Source organism: Streptomyces sp. NPDC048278, from assembly GCF_040652195.1.
In the GTDB taxonomy this organism is placed as follows: domain Bacteria; phylum Actinomycetota; class Actinomycetes; order Streptomycetales; family Streptomycetaceae; genus Streptomyces.
Genome location: NZ_JBEZLP010000033.1, coordinates 24,008 through 40,974, shown reverse-complemented (window position 1 = coordinate 40,974; position 16,967 = coordinate 24,008). Strand labels below are relative to the sequence as shown.

Annotated in this window: 15 protein-coding genes; 7 read left to right on the top strand and 8 right to left on the bottom strand. The window is 71.0% G+C overall.

The window, feature by feature from the left end:
• Positions 1 to 2: 2 nt before the first annotated feature.
• Positions 3 to 1,388 (bottom strand): class II fumarate hydratase, encoded by a 1,386-nt coding sequence (locus tag AB0D74_RS39145; RefSeq protein WP_362598069.1) that lies wholly within the window; start codon positions 1,386 to 1,388, stop codon positions 3 to 5.
• A 186-nt stretch (positions 1,389 to 1,574) separates the two neighbouring features.
• On the opposite strand from AB0D74_RS39145, the gene AB0D74_RS39140 reads away from it, so the two are divergent.
• On the top strand, positions 1,575 to 1,949 hold the full coding sequence (locus tag AB0D74_RS39140; protein ID WP_362597870.1) for a hypothetical protein: 375 nt from the start codon (positions 1,575 to 1,577) through the stop codon (positions 1,947 to 1,949).
• 234 nt (positions 1,950 to 2,183) lie between these two features.
• On the opposite strand, the gene AB0D74_RS39135 is transcribed toward AB0D74_RS39140, so the two are convergent.
• Entirely contained in the window at positions 2,184 to 3,854 is a 1,671-nt protein-coding gene (locus AB0D74_RS39135) for a fumarate hydratase (RefSeq protein WP_362597867.1), read from the bottom strand.
• Positions 3,855 to 4,035: 181 nt separating this feature from the next.
• On the opposite strand from AB0D74_RS39135, the gene AB0D74_RS39130 reads away from it, so the two are divergent.
• Complete coding sequence (locus AB0D74_RS39130) at positions 4,036 to 4,737, top strand: DUF1707 domain-containing protein (protein ID WP_362597864.1); 702 nt, start codon at positions 4,036 to 4,038, stop codon at positions 4,735 to 4,737.
• A 153-nt stretch (positions 4,738 to 4,890) separates the two neighbouring features.
• Entirely contained in the window at positions 4,891 to 5,274 is a 384-nt protein-coding gene (locus tag AB0D74_RS39125) for a WhiB family transcriptional regulator (protein WP_362597861.1), read from the top strand.
• Positions 5,275 to 5,428: 154 nt separating this feature from the next.
• Here AB0D74_RS39125 and glpX read toward each other — a convergent pair whose 3' ends face one another.
• Complete coding sequence (gene glpX, locus AB0D74_RS39120) at positions 5,429 to 6,466, bottom strand: class II fructose-bisphosphatase (RefSeq protein WP_362597857.1); 1,038 nt, start codon at positions 6,464 to 6,466, stop codon at positions 5,429 to 5,431.
• Between the two features lie 126 nt (positions 6,467 to 6,592).
• On the opposite strand from glpX, the gene AB0D74_RS39115 reads away from it, so the two are divergent.
• Positions 6,593 to 7,117, top strand: coding sequence for a DUF4245 domain-containing protein (locus AB0D74_RS39115; protein WP_362597854.1), 525 nt, complete (start codon positions 6,593 to 6,595; stop codon positions 7,115 to 7,117).
• A gap of 124 nt (positions 7,118 to 7,241) precedes the next feature.
• Here AB0D74_RS39115 and AB0D74_RS39110 read toward each other — a convergent pair whose 3' ends face one another.
• From AB0D74_RS39110 to xseA, 3 genes are all read right to left on the bottom strand, one after another.
• On the bottom strand, positions 7,242 to 7,832 hold the full coding sequence (locus AB0D74_RS39110) for a malonic semialdehyde reductase (RefSeq protein WP_362597852.1): 591 nt from the start codon (positions 7,830 to 7,832) through the stop codon (positions 7,242 to 7,244).
• 141 nt (positions 7,833 to 7,973) lie between these two features.
• The gene (locus AB0D74_RS39105) at positions 7,974 to 8,225 is read right to left on the bottom strand and encodes an exodeoxyribonuclease VII small subunit (RefSeq protein ID WP_362597849.1); all 252 of its coding nucleotides are present in this window, start codon (positions 8,223 to 8,225) and stop codon (positions 7,974 to 7,976) included.
• A 31-nt stretch (positions 8,226 to 8,256) separates the two neighbouring features.
• Complete coding sequence (gene xseA / locus AB0D74_RS39100; RefSeq protein ID WP_362597846.1) at positions 8,257 to 9,465, bottom strand: exodeoxyribonuclease VII large subunit; 1,209 nt, start codon at positions 9,463 to 9,465, stop codon at positions 8,257 to 8,259.
• 119 nt (positions 9,466 to 9,584) lie between these two features.
• Here xseA and AB0D74_RS39095 point away from each other — a divergent pair, with 119 nt between their 5' ends.
• Together AB0D74_RS39095 and ppgK are read left to right on the top strand one after the other, a co-directional pair.
• A complete protein-coding gene (locus tag AB0D74_RS39095) occupies positions 9,585 to 10,598 on the top strand; it encodes a 4-hydroxy-3-methylbut-2-enyl diphosphate reductase (protein ID WP_362597843.1) in 1,014 nt (337 codons plus the stop codon).
• Positions 10,599 to 10,674: 76 nt separating this feature from the next.
• Positions 10,675 to 11,424: a polyphosphate--glucose phosphotransferase gene (gene ppgK / locus AB0D74_RS39090; protein ID WP_362597840.1), complete on the top strand. Its 750-nt coding sequence runs from the start codon at positions 10,675 to 10,677 to the stop codon at positions 11,422 to 11,424.
• A 105-nt stretch (positions 11,425 to 11,529) separates the two neighbouring features.
• Here ppgK and AB0D74_RS39085 read toward each other — a convergent pair whose 3' ends face one another.
• A complete protein-coding gene (locus tag AB0D74_RS39085) occupies positions 11,530 to 12,081 on the bottom strand; it encodes a DUF6542 domain-containing protein (protein WP_362597837.1) in 552 nt (183 codons plus the stop codon).
• A 198-nt stretch (positions 12,082 to 12,279) separates the two neighbouring features.
• On the opposite strand from AB0D74_RS39085, the gene ychF reads away from it, so the two are divergent.
• Entirely contained in the window at positions 12,280 to 13,368 is a 1,089-nt protein-coding gene (gene ychF, locus AB0D74_RS39080) for a redox-regulated ATPase YchF (RefSeq protein WP_362597834.1), read from the top strand.
• A 76-nt stretch (positions 13,369 to 13,444) separates the two neighbouring features.
• On the opposite strand, the gene AB0D74_RS39075 is transcribed toward ychF, so the two are convergent.
• Complete coding sequence (locus AB0D74_RS39075; RefSeq protein ID WP_362597831.1) at positions 13,445 to 16,705, bottom strand: choice-of-anchor D domain-containing protein; 3,261 nt, start codon at positions 16,703 to 16,705, stop codon at positions 13,445 to 13,447.
• Positions 16,706 to 16,967 lie beyond the last annotated feature (262 nt).

Genomic DNA, 16,967 nt, shown 5'->3' with positions numbered 1-16,967 from the left:
GGTTACGGGCGTGTCATCCGCAGGACATCCAGCGCCTCGTCCAGCTGCCCGACGGTCAGGTCGCCCCGCTCGACGTACCCGCCCTCGATGACCACTTGGCGGATCGTCTTACGTTCCGCGAGCGCCTTCTTGGCCACCTTGGCGGCCTCCTCGTACCCGATGTACTTGTTCAGCGGGGTGACCACGGACGGCGACGACTCGGCGTACTCCCGGGCCCGCTCGCGGTGCGCGGTGATCCCGTCCACGGTCCGGTCGGCGAGCAGCCGCGAGACGTTGGCGAGCAGCCGCACGGACTCCAGCACGTTCTTGCCGATGACCGGCAGCATCACGTTGAGCTCGAAGTTCCCGGCGGCGCCGGCCACCGCGATGGTCTGGTCGTTCCCGATCACCTGTGCGGCCACCATCAACACGGCCTCCGGAACGACCGGGTTGACCTTCCCCGGCATGATCGAGGACCCCGGCTGGAGGTCCGGCAGCGAGATCTCGGCGAGCCCGGTCCGCGGCCCCGAGGACATCCACCGCAGGTCGTTGGCGATCTTCGTCAGCCCGACCGCGACGGTCCGCAGCTGCCCGCTGGTCTCCACGATCCCGTCCCGCGCGCCCTGCGCCTCGAAGTGGTTCCGGGCCTCCGTGAACGGCAGCCCGGTGACCCGCGCGACCTCCTCGATCACCGCGGCGGAGAACCCGGGCGGGGTGTTGATCCCGGTGCCCACCGCCGTCCCGCCGAGCGGCAGCTCCGCGAGCCGGGGCAGCGCGGCCCGCAGCCGCTCGACGCCGTACCGCACCTGGGCCGCGTACCCGCCGAACTCCTGCCCGAGCGTCACCGGCGTCGCGTCCATCAAGTGCGTCCGCCCGGACTTCACCACATCGGCGAACTCCTCGGACTTCCTGGCCAGCGCGTCGGCGAGGTGGTCGAGCGCCGGGATCAGGTCCCGGGTGACGGCGGCGGTGGCGGCGATGTGGATGGACGACGGGAACACGTCGTTGGACGACTGCGAGGCGTTGACGTGGTCGTTGGGATGGACGTCCCGCCCGAGCCGCTCGGTCGCCAGCGTGGCGAGCACCTCGTTGGCGTTCATGTTCGACGACGTACCCGACCCCGTCTGGAACACGTCCACCGGGAAGTGCTCGTCCCATTTCCCCCCGGCGACCTCCTCGGCCGCCTCCTGGATCGCCCGCGCGATGTCCTCGTCGACCACCCCCAGCTCGGCGTTCACCTTGGCCGCCGCGCCCTTGATCCGGGCCAGCGCCTCGATGTGCGCGCGCTCGATCCGCTGCCCGGAGACGGGGAAGTTCTCGACGGCCCGTTGGGTCTGGGCCCGCCACTTGGCGTGGACGGGGACCCGGACCTCGCCCATGGAGTCGTGTTCGATGCGGTAGTCGCTCATGCCCTTGTCAGCGAACGGCACGCGCCGGTTGTTCCGGCCGCCTGCTGCATTGGCACCACCGAAGTCACCGGGTCGGGGGACTGCCCCTCCGCCCGCCGGGCGGGACATCGCGAACAAGTGTGACGATCACCCCAAGGTGACAGGGCGACTCCCCGCCGTCACCACGGCTGGCAGGAGGACCACTCGATGAACTTCACTCCCAAGGGTCTGCTCGGCGCCCTCGCGGCGGTCTCCATAGGCGCGGCGACCCTGCTGGGCGCGACAGCCGGTACCGCCGCCGCCGGAGGCGGCGCCCACCGCGCCCACTGCGCCCGCGCCGAACGCCCCGTCTGGAGCGGCGACCCCAGCCGCAACATGACCAGCCACGGCTGCACCCTGCCGTCCGCCGAGCGCCCCTGGTACCGCGTCGCCATCGACACCCTGGCCCAGCCCCACCACACCACGGACTACACGAACGGCCCGGTCGACCACACCGAGAAACTCCGCGACGAAACCGTCAGGTGCATGGGCTACACCAAGGACGGCGACACGGTGAACTGGTTCGGCTGCGTACCGGACTGACACCTTGGCCGAAGGCCGGCCGGCATCCCCCGTCTAGCCCGTCCGGCGCTTGAGGACGAGAGCCGGTCCGCACCCCCTCCAGCCCGTCCGGCGTTTGAGGACGAGGCCGGAGGCCGATGCGGGGGTCCGGGGGCGGCAGCCCCCGAACCGGGCGGTCGAAGGGGGACCACCCCCTGGAAGGACGGGACGGGTAGGGGCGGCGGGGGCGAAGAAACCCCCGCCGCACCGGACGCGCTACGCCAGCCCCGGCCCCCGCACCGGAATGCTCGTGAAGGTCGGCGACGGCGCCGGATCCTGGAAGAAGTCGTTGCCCTTGTCGTCCACGACGACGAACGCCGGGAAGTCCTCGACCTCGATCTTCCAGACGGCCTCCATGCCGAGCTCCTCGTACTCGACGACCTCGACCTTCTTGATGCAGTCCTGGGCGAGCCGCGCCGCGGGCCCCCCGATCGAGCCCAGGTAGAAGCCGCCGTGCGCCTCGCACGCGTCGGTCACCTGCCTGCTGCGGTTGCCCTTGGCGAGCATCACCTTGGAGCCCCCGGCGGCCTGGAACTGCTCCACGTAGGAGTCCATGCGCCCGGCCGTCGTAGGACCGAAGGACCCGGACGCGTACCCCTCGGGCGTCTTCGCGGGGCCCGCGTAGTACACCGGGTGGTCCTTCAGGTACTGCGGCATCTCCTCACCCGCGTCGAGCCGCTCCTTGATCTTGGCGTGCGCGATGTCGCGCGCCACGACCAGCGGCCCGGTGAGCGAGAGCCGCGTCTTGACCGGGTACTTGGTCAGCTCGGCGAGGATCGTGTCCATCGGCTGGTTCAGGTCGATCTTCACGACGTCCGAGGACTCGTCGAGGTGCTCGTCCGTCGTCTCCGGCAGGAACCGCGCCGGGTCCGTCTCCAGCTGCTCCAGGAAGACGCCCTCGGCGGTGATCTTCGCGACCGCCTGCCGGTCCGCGGAGCAGGAGACCGCGATGGCGACCGGGCAGGACGCGCCGTGCCGCGGCAGCCGCACCACGCGCACGTCGTGGCAGAAGTACTTGCCGCCGAACTGCGCGCCGATGCCGATCTTCTGGGTCAGCTCGAAGACCTTCTGCTCCAGGTCCTTGTCCCGGAAGCCGTGCCCGAGCTCCGAACCCTCGGCCGGGATCTCGTCCAGGTAGTGCGCGGAGGCGTACTTCGCGGTCTTCAGCGCGAACTCGGCGCTCGTACCGCCGACGACGATCGCGAGGTGGTACGGCGGGCACGCGGCCGTGCCGAGCGAACGGATCTTCTCCTCCAGGAACTTCATCATGGAGGCCTCGTTCAGGACCGCCTTCGTCTCCTGGTAGAGGAACGACTTGTTGGCGGAGCCGCCGCCCTTCGCCATGAAGAGGAACTTGTAGGCGCCGCCGTCGGTGGCGTACAGCTCGATCTGGGCGGGGAGGTTCGACCCGGTGTTCTTCTCGTCCCACATGGTGAGCGGGGCCATCTGCGAGTAGCGCAGGTTGAGGTTCAGGTACGCGTCGTAGATGCCGCGGCTCAGCGCCGCCTCGTCGCCGCCCTCGGTCAGCACGTTCTGCCCGCGCTTGCCCATGACGATCGCCGTGCCGGTGTCCTGGCACATGGGGAGCACGCCGGCCGCCGCGATGTTCGCGTTCTTCAGCAGGTCGAGGGCGACGAACTTGTCGTTGCCCGACGCCTCCGGGTCGTCGATGATCCGGCGCAGCTGGGCGAGGTGGGCGGGCCGCAGGTAGTGCTGGATGTCGTGGATCGCCTCCGCGGCGAGCTTGCGCAGCGCCTCCGGCTCCACCTTGAGGAACGTCCGCCCGTCCGGTCCCTCGACGGTGGACACACCCTCCGAGGTCACCAGCCGGTACGGGGTGGTGTCCTCGCCCTGGGGGAGCAGATCGGTATACGCGAACTCAGGCATCTCAGCCCATTCCTCACTCTGACGGACGGCCGCCCGCCGACGCTGGCGGGCGCAGTCCAGCGTAGAACCTGCCGCTGACAGGGAGCCTGTGAGGTAAGGCTCAGTTCGGGAACCGTACGGGTTTTCCACAGGTCGCGACGAGGGGTAGTCGCGATCTATCGCGTTTCGGTACGCTGCTGCCGTGGACCTTCAGAAGCAGACCCCTCAGGAGCGTGCCGGAGCGCCGGTGGCCGAGCTGCGCGCCTCGGACGCCGACCGCGACCGCATCGCCGACATCCTGCGGGAGGCCCTCGCCGAGGGGCGCCTGACCGCCGACGAGCACGCCGAGCGCGTGGAGGGGGTGCTGAACGCCAAGACGGTGGGCGAGCTGGAGGTCTTCATACGGGACCTGCCCGCGGCCCACGCCCGCCCGGCCGCCCCGGGCTACACGCCGGTGCCGCCCCGGCCGACGCCCGGCGCGATCCCCGCCGAGGCGGACAGCAACGTGGTGGCCGTCTTCAGCAGCGCCCGCCGCCGGGGCCGCTGGCGGGCCGGCCGCCGGCTGCACGCCTTCGCGGTCTTCGGCTCCATCGAGCTGGACCTCACCGAGGCGATCTTCGAGTACCAGCAGGTCGTCATCAAGGCGGTCTCGGTCTTCGGCGACATCCAGATCCGCGTTCCGGAGAACGTGTCGCTGCGCGGCACCGGCGGCGGTGTGCTCGGCAACTTCGAGGCGGACACGCTGGATTCGGTCGACTCCGACGCACCGGTCGTCTACGTCGACGGCTGGGCCGTCCTCGGCAACGTGGAGGCGCGGCCGAAGCGCGGAAAGCTCATCGCGGACATTCTGGACCGGGTTCAGGGCAAGGTCGACCGGAAGCTGCGCAAACACCTGGACCGTTGACGGTCGCGAATCACTCCCCGCCCACCTGCCTCAGGGGTCGTGAACAAGCCGCCGTGGTACGGCTGTTGAGGACGCTGTGCATAGGCCCACGCACAGCGGGTAGGCCTTGCTGCATCGTCTCTCGCTCGCGAAGCCGTCGTCAGGAGTAGACCCGTGCTGCAACCGCCGCATTCGTCCCTGCAGGTAGCTGCCGTGCCGGCCCAGCGGGGGCCAGTGCGGGACAGGGACCAAGACGCACCCTGGCACACCGAGGCGGTGTGCCGGCGCGACGAGGCAGGCCTGTTCTTCGCACCCTCCAAGGAACCCACCGCCGCCCGGCTGTCCCGGGAGGAGGCGGCCAAGCGGGTCTGTGCCCGCTGCCCGGTGATGGTCGAGTGCCGCGAACACGCGCTGCTCCAGCCCGAGCCCTACGGCGTCTGGGGCGGCCTCACCGCGGCCGAGCGCCGCGTGGTCCTGGCCCGCCGCAGGCGCCGCGACATGGAACTGAAGAAGGCGGCACGAGCGACGGCGGCGAACCGCATAGCGCAGGCAGGCTGACGAAAAAGGCGCCCTCTCCGCACAGAGGGCGCCTTCTGACGTGCCCCGTCAGGGGCGCGGGGCTGTGCTGATGTGCGGCTGCCGCCGCGTGGGCGCGACCAGCCACAACGCGCCCGCACTCGCCGACGCACCGCAGCACCCTGCCCCGACCGCGTCACTTGGCCCGGTCGAAATCCACCGTGCTGTACGCCCGCAGCTTGCGCAGCCGATGCTCGGAGTCGATCCGCCGCACCGTCCCCGACTTCGACCGCATCACGATGGATTCGGTCAGCGCGGTCTCCGACCGGTACCGCACCCCGCGCAGCAGCTCACCGTCGGTGATCCCGGTCGCCACGAAGAACACGTTCTCCCCGGTCACCAGGTCCTCCGTGGTCAGCACCCGGTCCAGGTCGTGCCCGGCGTCGATCGCCCGCTGCCGCTCCGCGTCGTCCTTGGGCCACAGCTTGCCCTGGATGGTGCCGCCCAGGCACTTCACCGCGCACGCCGAGATGATGCCCTCGGGCGTGCCGCCGATCCCGAGCAGCATGTCGACGCCCGTGCCCTCGCGCAGCGCGTAGATCGACCCGGCGACGTCACCGTCGGAGATCAGCTTGATGCGCGCGCCGGCCTCCCGGATCTCCTTGATGATCCCTTCGTGCCGCGGCCGGTCGAGGATGACGACGGTCACGTCTTCCGGGGTGGCCCGCTTCGCCTTGGCGACCCGCCGGATGTTGACGGAGACGGGCGCGTCGATGTCGACGAAGTCCGCCGCCTCCGGGCCCGTGACCAGCTTGTCCATGTAGAAGACGGCGGACGGGTCGAACATGGCCCCGCGCTCGGCCGCGGCCAGCACGGCGATCGCGTTGGGCATGCCCTTCGCGGTGAGCGTCGTCCCGTCGATGGGGTCGACGGCGATGTCGACCTCGGGCCCGGTGCCGTCGCCGATGCGCTCTCCGTTGAAGAGCATCGGGGCCTCGTCCTTCTCGCCCTCGCCGATGACGACCACGCCGTTCATCGACACGGTGGAGACGAGGGTCCGCATCGCGCGCACCGCGGCGCCGTCGGCGCCGTTCTTGTCGCCGCGGCCGACCCAGCGTCCCGCGGCCATCGCGGCGGCCTCGGTCACCCGGACGAGCTCCAGGGCGAGGTTCCGGTCGGGGGCCTCGGAGGGAACATCGAGTTCGGACGGCAGATGATGATGATTCTCGGTCATCGGAGCGCACCTTTCTGATACGACGACGGCCGGATGAGGGTTTCCCGTCGACTCTATCGCCAGGCTGACAAAATGAGCAGGGGACCCCACGGATGAGCGCAAAGGGCACCTGCGACGATAGGGGGCGTGGCAGGCACGAACGGCAAGCAGAAGACGGTCCGGGACATGATTCTCTCCCTGGCCCTGATCGGTCTCGCGGCGGGCTTCATCTACCTGCTCGTCCCGCACGACGATCACGCTCCCGACATCCAGCGGGTCGACTACCGGGTCGAGCTGCTGACGGCACGGCGCGCGGCGAGTTACCAGGTGGCCGCGCCGGAGGGCCTGCCCGGTACCTGGAAGGCGACCTCGGTCCGTTTCCAGGGCGAGAACGGCGACCGCTGGCACCTCGGCTACCAGACCCCCGACGGTCAGTACGTCCAGATCGAGCAGTCCACTCAGAAGCCCGCGGACTTCATCGACGACGCCAGCCAGGGCGCGTCGGCCACGAAGACGACCGAGAAGATCGGCGACCGCACCTGGACGCACTACACCGGTGGCCGCTACGACGCGCTGGTGCTGGACGGCACCACCGGCTCCACCACGGTGGTGGCCGGCACGGCCTCCTTCACCGAGCTGACGAAGATGGCCACGGCCCTCAAGATGTCCTGAGTGTCCTCAGGCGTCCTGGGACGTCCCGAGGAGTCTTGAGGTGCCCTGACACGGCCGTCACGACGTGAACGCCAGAGGCCCCCGGCGCCGTTGCCGGGGGCCTCTGGCGGTGCTGCGGGGTGGCTCAGACGGTCGTGATGACGTTGTCGTAGGCCAGGCGCGGGGAGCGCGGGAACCAGGCGTCCGGGCCCGGCTTGCCGATGTTGACGACCATCAGCGGGGTGTGGTCGTCGTCCAGGAACTCCTTCTGGACGCCCGCGAGGTCGAGACCGGTCATCGGGCCGGCGGCGAGACCGGCGGCGCGGACGCCGATGATGAAGTAGGCGGCCTGCAGGGTGGCGTTCAGGGCGGCGCTGCCCTCACGCGCCGAGCGCTCGCCGAAGAAGAGGTCCTTGGCCTGCGGGAAGTGCGGGAAGAGCTCCGGCAGCTCCTCGTGGAACTCGTTGTCCGCGGCGAGGATCGCGACCAGCGGGGCGGTGGCGGTCTTCTTCTGGTTGCCCTCGGCCATGTGCTGCACGAGGCGCTCGCGGGCCTCGGGGGAGCGGACCAGGACCACGCGCAGCGGCGACTGGTTCATGGAGGTGGGGCCGAACTTGACCAGGTCGTAGATCGCCTGCACCTGCTCGTCGGTCACCGGCTCGTCGGTGAAGGTGTTCGCGGTGCGGGCCTCGCGGAACAGCAGGTCCTGGGCGGTGGGGTCAAGAACGAGAGACATTGCGGAACTTCCTCGGGGGGTGACGTCCGATCCGTACCGGACCGCGGTCCGGATAGGCTGACGGCATCACCGTACGCGAGGAAGGTTCAAGCTTCAACAAAAAGCGGGGCGTGGTGATCCGCTTCACATTCGCCCGCCCGTTCACTCCTCCTCCGCGGCCTCCTCTGCGTCCTCTGCGCCCTCTTCGTCTTCCTCGGCCAGCGCCGCGTCCAGCCGGGCCCGCGCCCCCTCCAGCCACCGCCGGCACACCTTGGCCAGCTCCTCGCCCCGTTCCCAGAGCGCCAGCGACTCCTCCAGGCTCGTCCCGCCGGCCTCCAGCCGCCGCACGGTCTCGATCAGCTCGTCCCGCGCCTGCTCGTAGGAGAGACCGGCCTCTTCCGTCCTGCTGCTCATCTGCACACCTTTCTCGTCTGCTCGCGCGGTGTCAGCCGTCGACCCGCACCGTGAACTCACCCTCGGCGACCCGCGCCCGCAAGGCCTCACCCGGCCCGACGTCCCCCGGGTCCCGCACCACATGACCGTCGTCCTTCTGCAGCACGGCGTACCCGCGCTTCAGGGTGGCCGCGGGGGAGAGGGCCACCACGCGCGCGTGCGTGTGTGTCAGCTCGGAGTCGGCGCGGTCCAGTAGATGCCCGACGGTGCGCCGTGCACGGTCGACCAGCGAGGCGACGTGATCGGCCCGCTCGTCGACCATCCGGTGCGGATCCTCCATGGCCGGCCGCGCGAGCGTATGCGCCAGTCCCCGCTCCTCCCGCGCCACCAGCCCGTCGACACACCGCCGGGCCCGGTCCCGCAGCATCCGCACCCGTTCCAGTTCCTCCCCGACGTCCGGGACGACCTTCTTGGCGGCGTCGGTGGGGGTGGAGGCCCGCAGGTCGGCGACGTAGTCGAGCAGCGGGTTGTCCGGCTCGTGCCCGATGGCGGACACCACGGGCGTACGGCACTCGGCGACCGTCCGCACCACCTGCTCGTCCGAGAACGGCAGCAGATCCTCCACGCTGCCGCCGCCGCGCGCGACGATGATCACATCCACCTCCTCCATCGCGTCGAGCTCCTTCACGGCCTGCACGACCTGGGGCACCGCGTGCACGCCCTGCACCGGCACGTTCCGCACCTCGAACCGCACCGCGGGCCACCGGTGCCGGGCGTTCTCCAGCACGTCCCGCTCGGCGGCCGAGGCCCGCCCGCACACCAGCCCGATCAGCTGCGGCAGGAACGGCAACGGTTTCTTCCGCCCGGCCGCGAACAGCCCCTCCGCGGCCAGCGCCTTCTTGAGCATCTCCAGCCGCGCCAGCAGCTCCCCGACCCCCACGGGCCGTATCTCGACCGCCCGCAACGACAGCTGCCCACGCGGCGCGTACCACTCCGGCTTCGCGTGTACGACGACCCGGGCGCCCTCCCCGACCACGTCGGCCACGGTGTCGAACACCTGCCGGAAACAGGTGACGCCGATCGAGATGTCGTACGACGGATCCCGCAGGGTCAGGAACACCACCCCGGCCCCCGGCCGCCGTGACAGCTGGGTGATCTGCCCCTCGACCCAGACGGCCCCGAGCCGGTCGATCCACCCGCCGATCAGCCGGGAGATCTCACCGACGGGGACAGGGGTCTCGGCGGACGTGTTCAAAGCCATGCGGCGAGCGTAACGGCGCCGACCGACAGCACCCGCTCTCCCGCTCGGGCGCTCTTCCGCCGGTCTCCCCGGGATCGTCACCAGGACGCGATCTTCCACGCCCTGAACGCGGCCTTACGATGGGTGCCATGACTGCTTCGCCTGGCCGCCGTGTCCTGCTCGCCGCCCCCCGTGGCTACTGCGCGGGTGTGGACCGCGCCGTGATCGCCGTCGAGAAGGCCCTGGAGCAGTACGGGGCCCCGATCTATGTCCGGCACGAGATCGTTCACAACAAGTACGTCGTGCAGACCCTGGAGAAGAAGGGCGCGATCTTCGTCGAGCGGACCGAGGAGGTCCCGCCGGGGAACATCGTGATGTTCTCCGCGCACGGCGTCGCCCCCGTCGTCCACGAGGAGGCCGAGCGCGGCCGTCTCGCCACCATCGACGCGACCTGCCCGCTGGTCACCAAGGTCCACAAGGAAGCCGTCCGCTTCGCCAACGAGGACTACGACATCCTCCTGATCGGGCACGAGGGCCACGAGGAGGTCATCGGTACCTCCGGCGAGGCCCCCGACCACATCCAGCTGGTCGACGGCCCGGCCGACGTCGCCAAGGTCGAGGTCCGCGACGAGTCGAAGGTCGTCTGGCTCTCCCAGACCACGTTGAGCGTGGACGAGACGATGGAGACCGTCGACGCCCTCAAGGAGAAGTTCCCGCAGCTCATCTCGCCGCCCAGCGACGACATCTGCTACGCCACGCAGAACCGTCAGCTCGCCGTGAAGCAGATGGGCGCCGAGGCCGAGCTGGTCATCGTGGTCGGCTCCCGCAACTCCTCCAACTCCAAGCGGCTGGTCGAGGTCGCCAAGCTGGCCGGCTCCCGCGACGCGTACCTGGTCGACTTCGCGAGCGAGATCGACGAGGCCTGGCTGGGGGGCGTGACGACGGTCGGCGTCACCTCCGGCGCCTCCGTACCCGAGGTGCTGGTCGAGCAGGTCCTGGAGTGGCTCGCCGAGCGCGGCTACGGCGACGTCGAGATCGTCAAGGCGGCCGAGGAGTCCATCGTCTTCTCGCTGCCCAAGGAACTCCGCCGTGACCTGCGGGAAGAGGCGGCCACCCTGGTCGCCGAGCGCGGCGGCACCGGCACCGGCGCGTGATCACCGTCCGTACAACTGTGTGACCGCGGGCTCGCCCGACGTCGTGACTGTCAGTCGTACGACGTAACGTGGAGCCATGCAGATCTTCGGCGTGGACATCGGTGGTTCCGGGATCAAGGGTGCTCCCGTGGACCTGGACAAGGGCGACCTGGCCCAGGAGCGGTGCAAGGTGCTCACCCCGCATCCGGCGACGCCCGACGGCGTCGCCGACGGGGTCAAGCAGGTGGTCGACCACTTCGGGTGGAGCGGCCCGGTCGGGCTCACCTTCCCCGGCGTGATCACCGACGGCACCCACATCCGTACGGCGGCGAACGTCGACAAGAGCTGGATCGACACCGACGCGCGCTCGCTGTTCAGCGAGCGGCTCGGCGGTCTCCCGGTGACCGTGGTCAACGACGCGGACGCGGCGGGCGTGGCCGAGATGGAGTTCGGCGCCGGCCGGGACCGCAAGGGTGTCGTCCTCCTGCTCACCTTCGGCACCGGCATCGGCAGCGCCCTGTTCGTCGACGGCGAGCTGGTCCCCAACACCGAGCTGGGCCACCTGGAGCTGGACGGCCACGACGCGGAGAAGAAGGCGTCCAGCAAGGCCAAGGAGGACCAGGAGCTGAGCTGGGAGCACTGGGCGCACCGGGTCAACAAGTACCTGGCCCACGTCGAGATGCTCTTCAGCCCGAACCTGTTCATCATCGGCGGCGGGGTGAGCCGCAAGGCCGACAAGTTCCTGCCGTACGTCCAGGGCATCAAGGCCGAGATCGTCCCGGCCCAGCTGCAGAACAACGCGGGGATCGTGGGCGCGGCGATGCGCGCCGCACAGCACGCCAAGTAGCCGGCACCCGGCACGCCCCGTCCGTGCCCCGGGCCCCCGTCCGTGCCCCGGCCCCACCGTCCGTGCCCCGGCCCCACCGTCCGTGGCCCGGGCCGGCGGCCGGGGTCAGGCCCTGCGGCGCCGGAGCATCCGGACCGTCCGGATCATCCGGATCCGGCGGACGACGACGGTCACCCCGGCGATCAGCGTCCCGCCGTAGAGCCAGCCGGCCTGCGTGGACAGGGCCGTCACCAGGCCCATCACCCCGCCCAGGAAACCGCCGCCGCCGTCGTCGGCGACCAGCGACAGGCCGACGGCGAAGGCGATGGGGATGACGACGGGGGCGGTCAGCAGATCGCCCCCGCGCACCCACAGCGCGGTCAGCGCGGACACCGGCAGGGACAGCACGCCGTACACGGTGAGGGACGCCCCGAAAAGCAGGTCGTCCAGGAAGCCGAGCGTGAGCATCGCGGCCATGCAGAAGAGGCCGCAGCCGAGTCCCGTGAGCCGTGGGTTCGGCAGCCGCGCGGGCCCCGCCCCCGGCGCCGGACGCGACCCTCCGGGAGCGGGCCGGCGCCGGGCCGTCCCCGGCCGCGGTCTCGCCTGCGGGGGCAGCGGCGCACGGGGGCCGCCTCGACGCGGTCCGGGCTGTCGGGGTCGGGTCCTGTGATGCTCCACCGGACCAACCTAGGTCGGTTCATGGGCCCGATCGCACCCCGGACACGCCGAAACCAAGCCGAAGAGCGGACCTTGGCCAGGTGTTCGACGCTGTCGCCGGCAGGGTGCCCCGAACCCCGTAAACTGGGGGATCGGCCGGCCCGCCGGCACTGGCAGCCCCCCCGGCTCACTCACCCACTCACTACGGGAAGTCGCAACGTGTCGCTCACGATCGGAATCGTCGGCCTGCCTAATGTCGGCAAGTCGACCCTGTTCAACGCCCTGACCAAGAACGACGTGCTCGCGGCCAACTACCCGTTCGCCACGATCGAGCCCAACGTGGGTGTCGTCGGCGTCCCCGACGCCCGCCTGGCCAAGCTGGCCTCGATCTTCTCCTCGGACCGCATCCTCCCCGCCACGGTCGACTTCGTCGACATCGCGGGCATCGTGCGCGGCGCCTCCGAGGGCGAGGGACTGGGCAACAAGTTCCTCGCGAACATCCGTGAGTCCGACGCGATCTGCCAGGTCATCCGGGCCTTCAAGGACGAGAACGTCGTGCACGTCGACGGCAAGGTCTCGCCGAAGGACGACATCGAGACGATCAACACCGAGCTGATCCTCGCCGACCTCCAGACCATCGAGAAGGTCCTGCCGCGGCTCCAGAAGGAGTCGCGCATCAAGAAGGACGTGGCGCCCAAGGTCAAGGCGGTCGAGGAGGCCAAGGAGATCCTGGACAAGGGCGACACCCTGTTCTCCCAGGGCATCCTCCAGGGCTCGGAGCGCGCCGAGCTCCTGCACGACCTGCACCTCCTCACCACCAAGCCGTTCCTCTACGTCTTCAACGTCGACGAGGACGAACTGCTCGACGAGGACTTCAAGACCGAGCAGCGCGCCCTGGTCGCCCCCGCCGAGGCGATCTTCCTCAACGCCAAGCTGGAGCAGGACCTCGCGGAACTCGACGAGGAGGACGCCATGGAGCTCCTGGAGTCGGTGGGCGCCGAGGAACCCGGCCTCGCCACCCTCGCCCGCGTCGGCTTCGACACCCTCGGCCTCCAGACCTACCTCACGGCCGGCCCCAAGGAATCCCGCGCCTGGACCATCAAGAAGGGCGCCACGGCCCCCGAGGCGGCCGGCGTGATCCACACCGACTTCCAGAAGGGCTTCATCAAGGCCGAGGTCATCTCCTTCACCGACCTGGTCGAAACCGGCTCGGTCACCGAGGCCCGCGCCAAGGGCAAGGCCCGCATGGAGGGCAAGGACTACGTCATGCAGGACGGGGACGTGGTGGAGTTCCGCTTCAACGTGTGAGTGAGTGCAGTGACACGGGCGGCGTGGCACCCGGTGAAAGGTGTCGCGCCGCCCGTTGTTTGCTGGGGGTGGGGGATCAGATGAGGGAGTTGTAGATCTTCCAGCCGGGGCCGACGCTGACGCGTGCCGCGTAGGGGGCCGTGGCCTTGCCGGTGCCGGGGTAGAGCCAGAGCGTGCCTGTGGTGTCGCGGGCCAGCAGGTCGGCGCGGCCGTCGCCGGTGACGTCGCGGGGGCCGGCGAACGCGTTGTAGGTGTTCCAGCCCGTGCCGATCCTGGTGCGGGCGGCGAAGGGGGCGGCGGCCTTGCCGGTGCCGCGGAACAGCCACAGGCTGCCCCCGGTGTCGCGGGCGACCAGGTCGGCCCTGCCGTCACCCGTGACGTCGCCCGCGCCGACCAGCGTGGAGTAGCCCTTCCAGCCTCCGCCGACCAGGGTGCGGGCGGCGAAGGGGGCGGTGGCGTTGCCGGTGCCGCGGTAGAGCCAGAGCCTGCCGGTGGTGTCGCGGGCGACCAGGTCGGCCTTGCCGTCGCCGGTGAGGTCACCGGTTCCGGTCAGTGAGGTGTAGCCGCCCCAGCCCGGCCCGACCTTCTTCCGGGCCGCGAGCGGAGCCGCCGCCTTTCCGGTCCCCTGGTACAGCCACAGCGTGCCCGAGCCGTCGCGGGCCACGACCGAGCCGCTGCCGTCCGACATCACCCGCGAGACGCTGGTGATCAGGTTGTACGTGTTCCAGCCGGGGCCGACGGCGAGGCGCTTCGCGAGAGGCGCCGCCGGCACGCCCGTGCCGTGGTACTGCCACAGCGTGCCGGAGGTGTCCCGCGCCAGCAGCGTGCCGAGCTGTGCCGGCGGCGGGGTGCCCGTGCCGGTGACCGTCTCCAGCATCGCGCCCTGCCCGGCGTCGCCGGTGATCTCGTAGGACGCCGACCGGGCGCCGACGGTGGTCGGCGAGAAGGTCACGGTCTGCCGCACGCTCTGCTCGGGGCCGATGACCAGGCCCTCGGGCAGCGGGTCGGCGCTGGTGAACACGCCGGCCGGCGCCTTCGCCTTGGTGATCGTGACCGGGACGTTCCCGGAGTTGGTGATGGTGAACGCCTTGGTGACCGACGTGCCGCGGGTGACCCCGCCGAACGAGAGAGACGGGGGAGTGAGCAGCAGGTGTCCCTTGCCGCTGATCGCGTTGCCCTCGACGGGGATGGTCAGGGTGCCGCTGGTGCTCGTCAGCGTGATCGACGAGGAGTGCGAGCCGGTGGCCGTGGGCGCGTAGCCGACGCGGAGCACGACCGAGCCCTGGGCCGGGACGACCGTCGGGTCCGCCGGGTCGGCGCTCGGCAGGTTGTCCGCGCTGAACGGTCCGGTGGGCGAGGTGACGGAGGTGATGGTCTCCGGTTCGGTGCCGGTGTTGGTCACCTGGACGTTCGCGGTGGCCGCGGTCCCCGTCGGCTGGTTGTCGAAGGACACCGTGCCCGGGAACGCGGCCAGCCCGGCCCTGGTCCCGACGCCGTGCAGGCTCAGCGCGAACGTGCCCGCGCCCGTGACGACGGTGAGCGTGCCGCTCGCGCCCAGGACCGCGGTCGGCCTGAACGTGACCGGCACGGTGAGCTGCCCGCCGGCCGGGATCGAGGCCGGCAGCGACGAGGTGTCCGCGGTGAACGGGCCCTCGACGCTCACCGACCTGATGGCCAGCGCCTTGGACGGGTTCTGGTTCTCCGTCAGGACGACGTCGGTGCTCGCCGCGTCGCCGACCTCTGCCGTCCCGAAGTCGACAGGGCCGCCCTTGAGGGGGCTGCCCACGGGGTTGCCGTAGGCGTAGACCCTGCCGTCCCGGGTGCCGACGAAGACCTGGTTGCCGTCGGTCGCCGGGACGGCGAACTTCGGTGCGGTGCCGATCGGCGCGGACCACACAAGACGCAGGACGCCGTTCGCGTCCGGCACCGGGTTGTAGGCGCGCAGCTGGGCGCCGACGCCCGTCGGGCCGCCCGACCACACGACCCACACCAGGGCGCTGCCCGAGCGCGTCCCGTCGGAGGTGACCACCGGCGAGCCGCTGGTGTAGGGGAAGGAGTCCTGGCTCGCGCCCGCGACGCTCAGCGCCGGGTCGCCCTTGGTGGTCACACCGCGGTGCAGCGCCGTCAGCGAGCCGCCGTTGCCGACGACGTACACGTAGCCGCCGTCTCCGCCCCAGACCGCGGGGTGGCCCCACTGGCCCTTCAGCGGCCCGGTGACGCCGACGACCGCGTCCGTTCCGCCGGGGCCCTGCGAGCGTCCGCCGAGGTGGTCGCGGTCCAGCAGGAACACCCGGCCGTCCTTGCCCTGCTGCACCATCAGGTGCGGGTGGGAGGCGGTGCCGAAGCTGTCCGGGAGGCCCACCGGGCCGCCGGACGCCAGGTCGGTGTCCTGCTGGTCGAGCGTCGGAGCGTTGGACGGGCTGAAGAAGTCCGCGGCCTTCAGGCTCTGGTCGGGCTGCACCTGGAGCCGGACCACGGACTCCGCGAGCGTGCCGGGCGGCGAGGTGCCCGGGCCGGGCGCCGGGCTGACGCCGTTGCCGGTGGCCACGAAGATCCGGCCGGGACCGTCGGAGACGAGACCGCCGCCGGAGTGCCAGATGCCGGCGCCGCTGTTGCTGGCGCCGGTCTCCGCCGCCCACATCGACGTCACCGAGGGCGAGGTGGTGCTGACGCCGACCACGTAGCCGCGGTACGGCTTGGCGTCGCAGTGCCCGCCGAAGCCCGCGTACACGACCCCGTCGAGGAGCAGCAGCCCCGGCCGCTGCATCTCGTACGCGGGCAGGAACGACTGGCTCGGGTCGTTGGACGCCGAGCCCTGGATCGTCACGGGGAAGCCCTGCTTCTCCGCGCCGGTGACCGGCTCGAGCGCGTGCATGTACCAGTGCGGGTTGAGCGCGTTCGGGCCGTCGTCGACCTTGGTCGTCAGGTAGACCGCGCCGGTCGCCGGGTCGTACACCGGCGTACCGGTGCTGCCCACGTTCGGCGCCAGGTCGCCGCAGCTGAGCGTCGCGGCCGGCCACGCGGGCCCGAAGTTGCGCTGCCACAGCACGGCACCGGTGGTCCGGTCCAGGCCGTAGGCCCTGTTGTTCTCGGTGACCGCCACCACCGTGGCGCCGACCACGATCGGCTGCGCGTAGATCTGCCCGTCCAGCTGGGCCGGGGTCTTCCACAACTGCCCGAACGACGACGACTGCACGTCCGCCGCGCTCAGGCCCGCCTCACCCTGGTCCCAGCCGGTCCGCAGCGAGTCCACCGACCCGGTGGTCTCGCTGGCCTGCGCCTGCGGGACCCCCACGCCGATCAGCCCCGCCGTCAGCGCGCCCGTCACCGCGAGCACCAGCCCACGCCACCCGGCGCCTCTCCTCCGTATGCCGCCGCGTCTGTCAGCACCCACGACGAAAACCCCCTCCGATGCCGGTCCCTGAAGCCCCCACGACCGCGCTCCCCGCGCGACCGCCCTCCCCGAGCCGCCCGGCGCCTTGGGCGGCCTCCTGATGAGGAGACACGCGGCGCACGGTCACAGCCCGCGCATCAAACCACACAATCCACCCCACGTGACCTGGTTGCCCCTTCTCCCGCGCGCGGCGTCTCGCGACGCG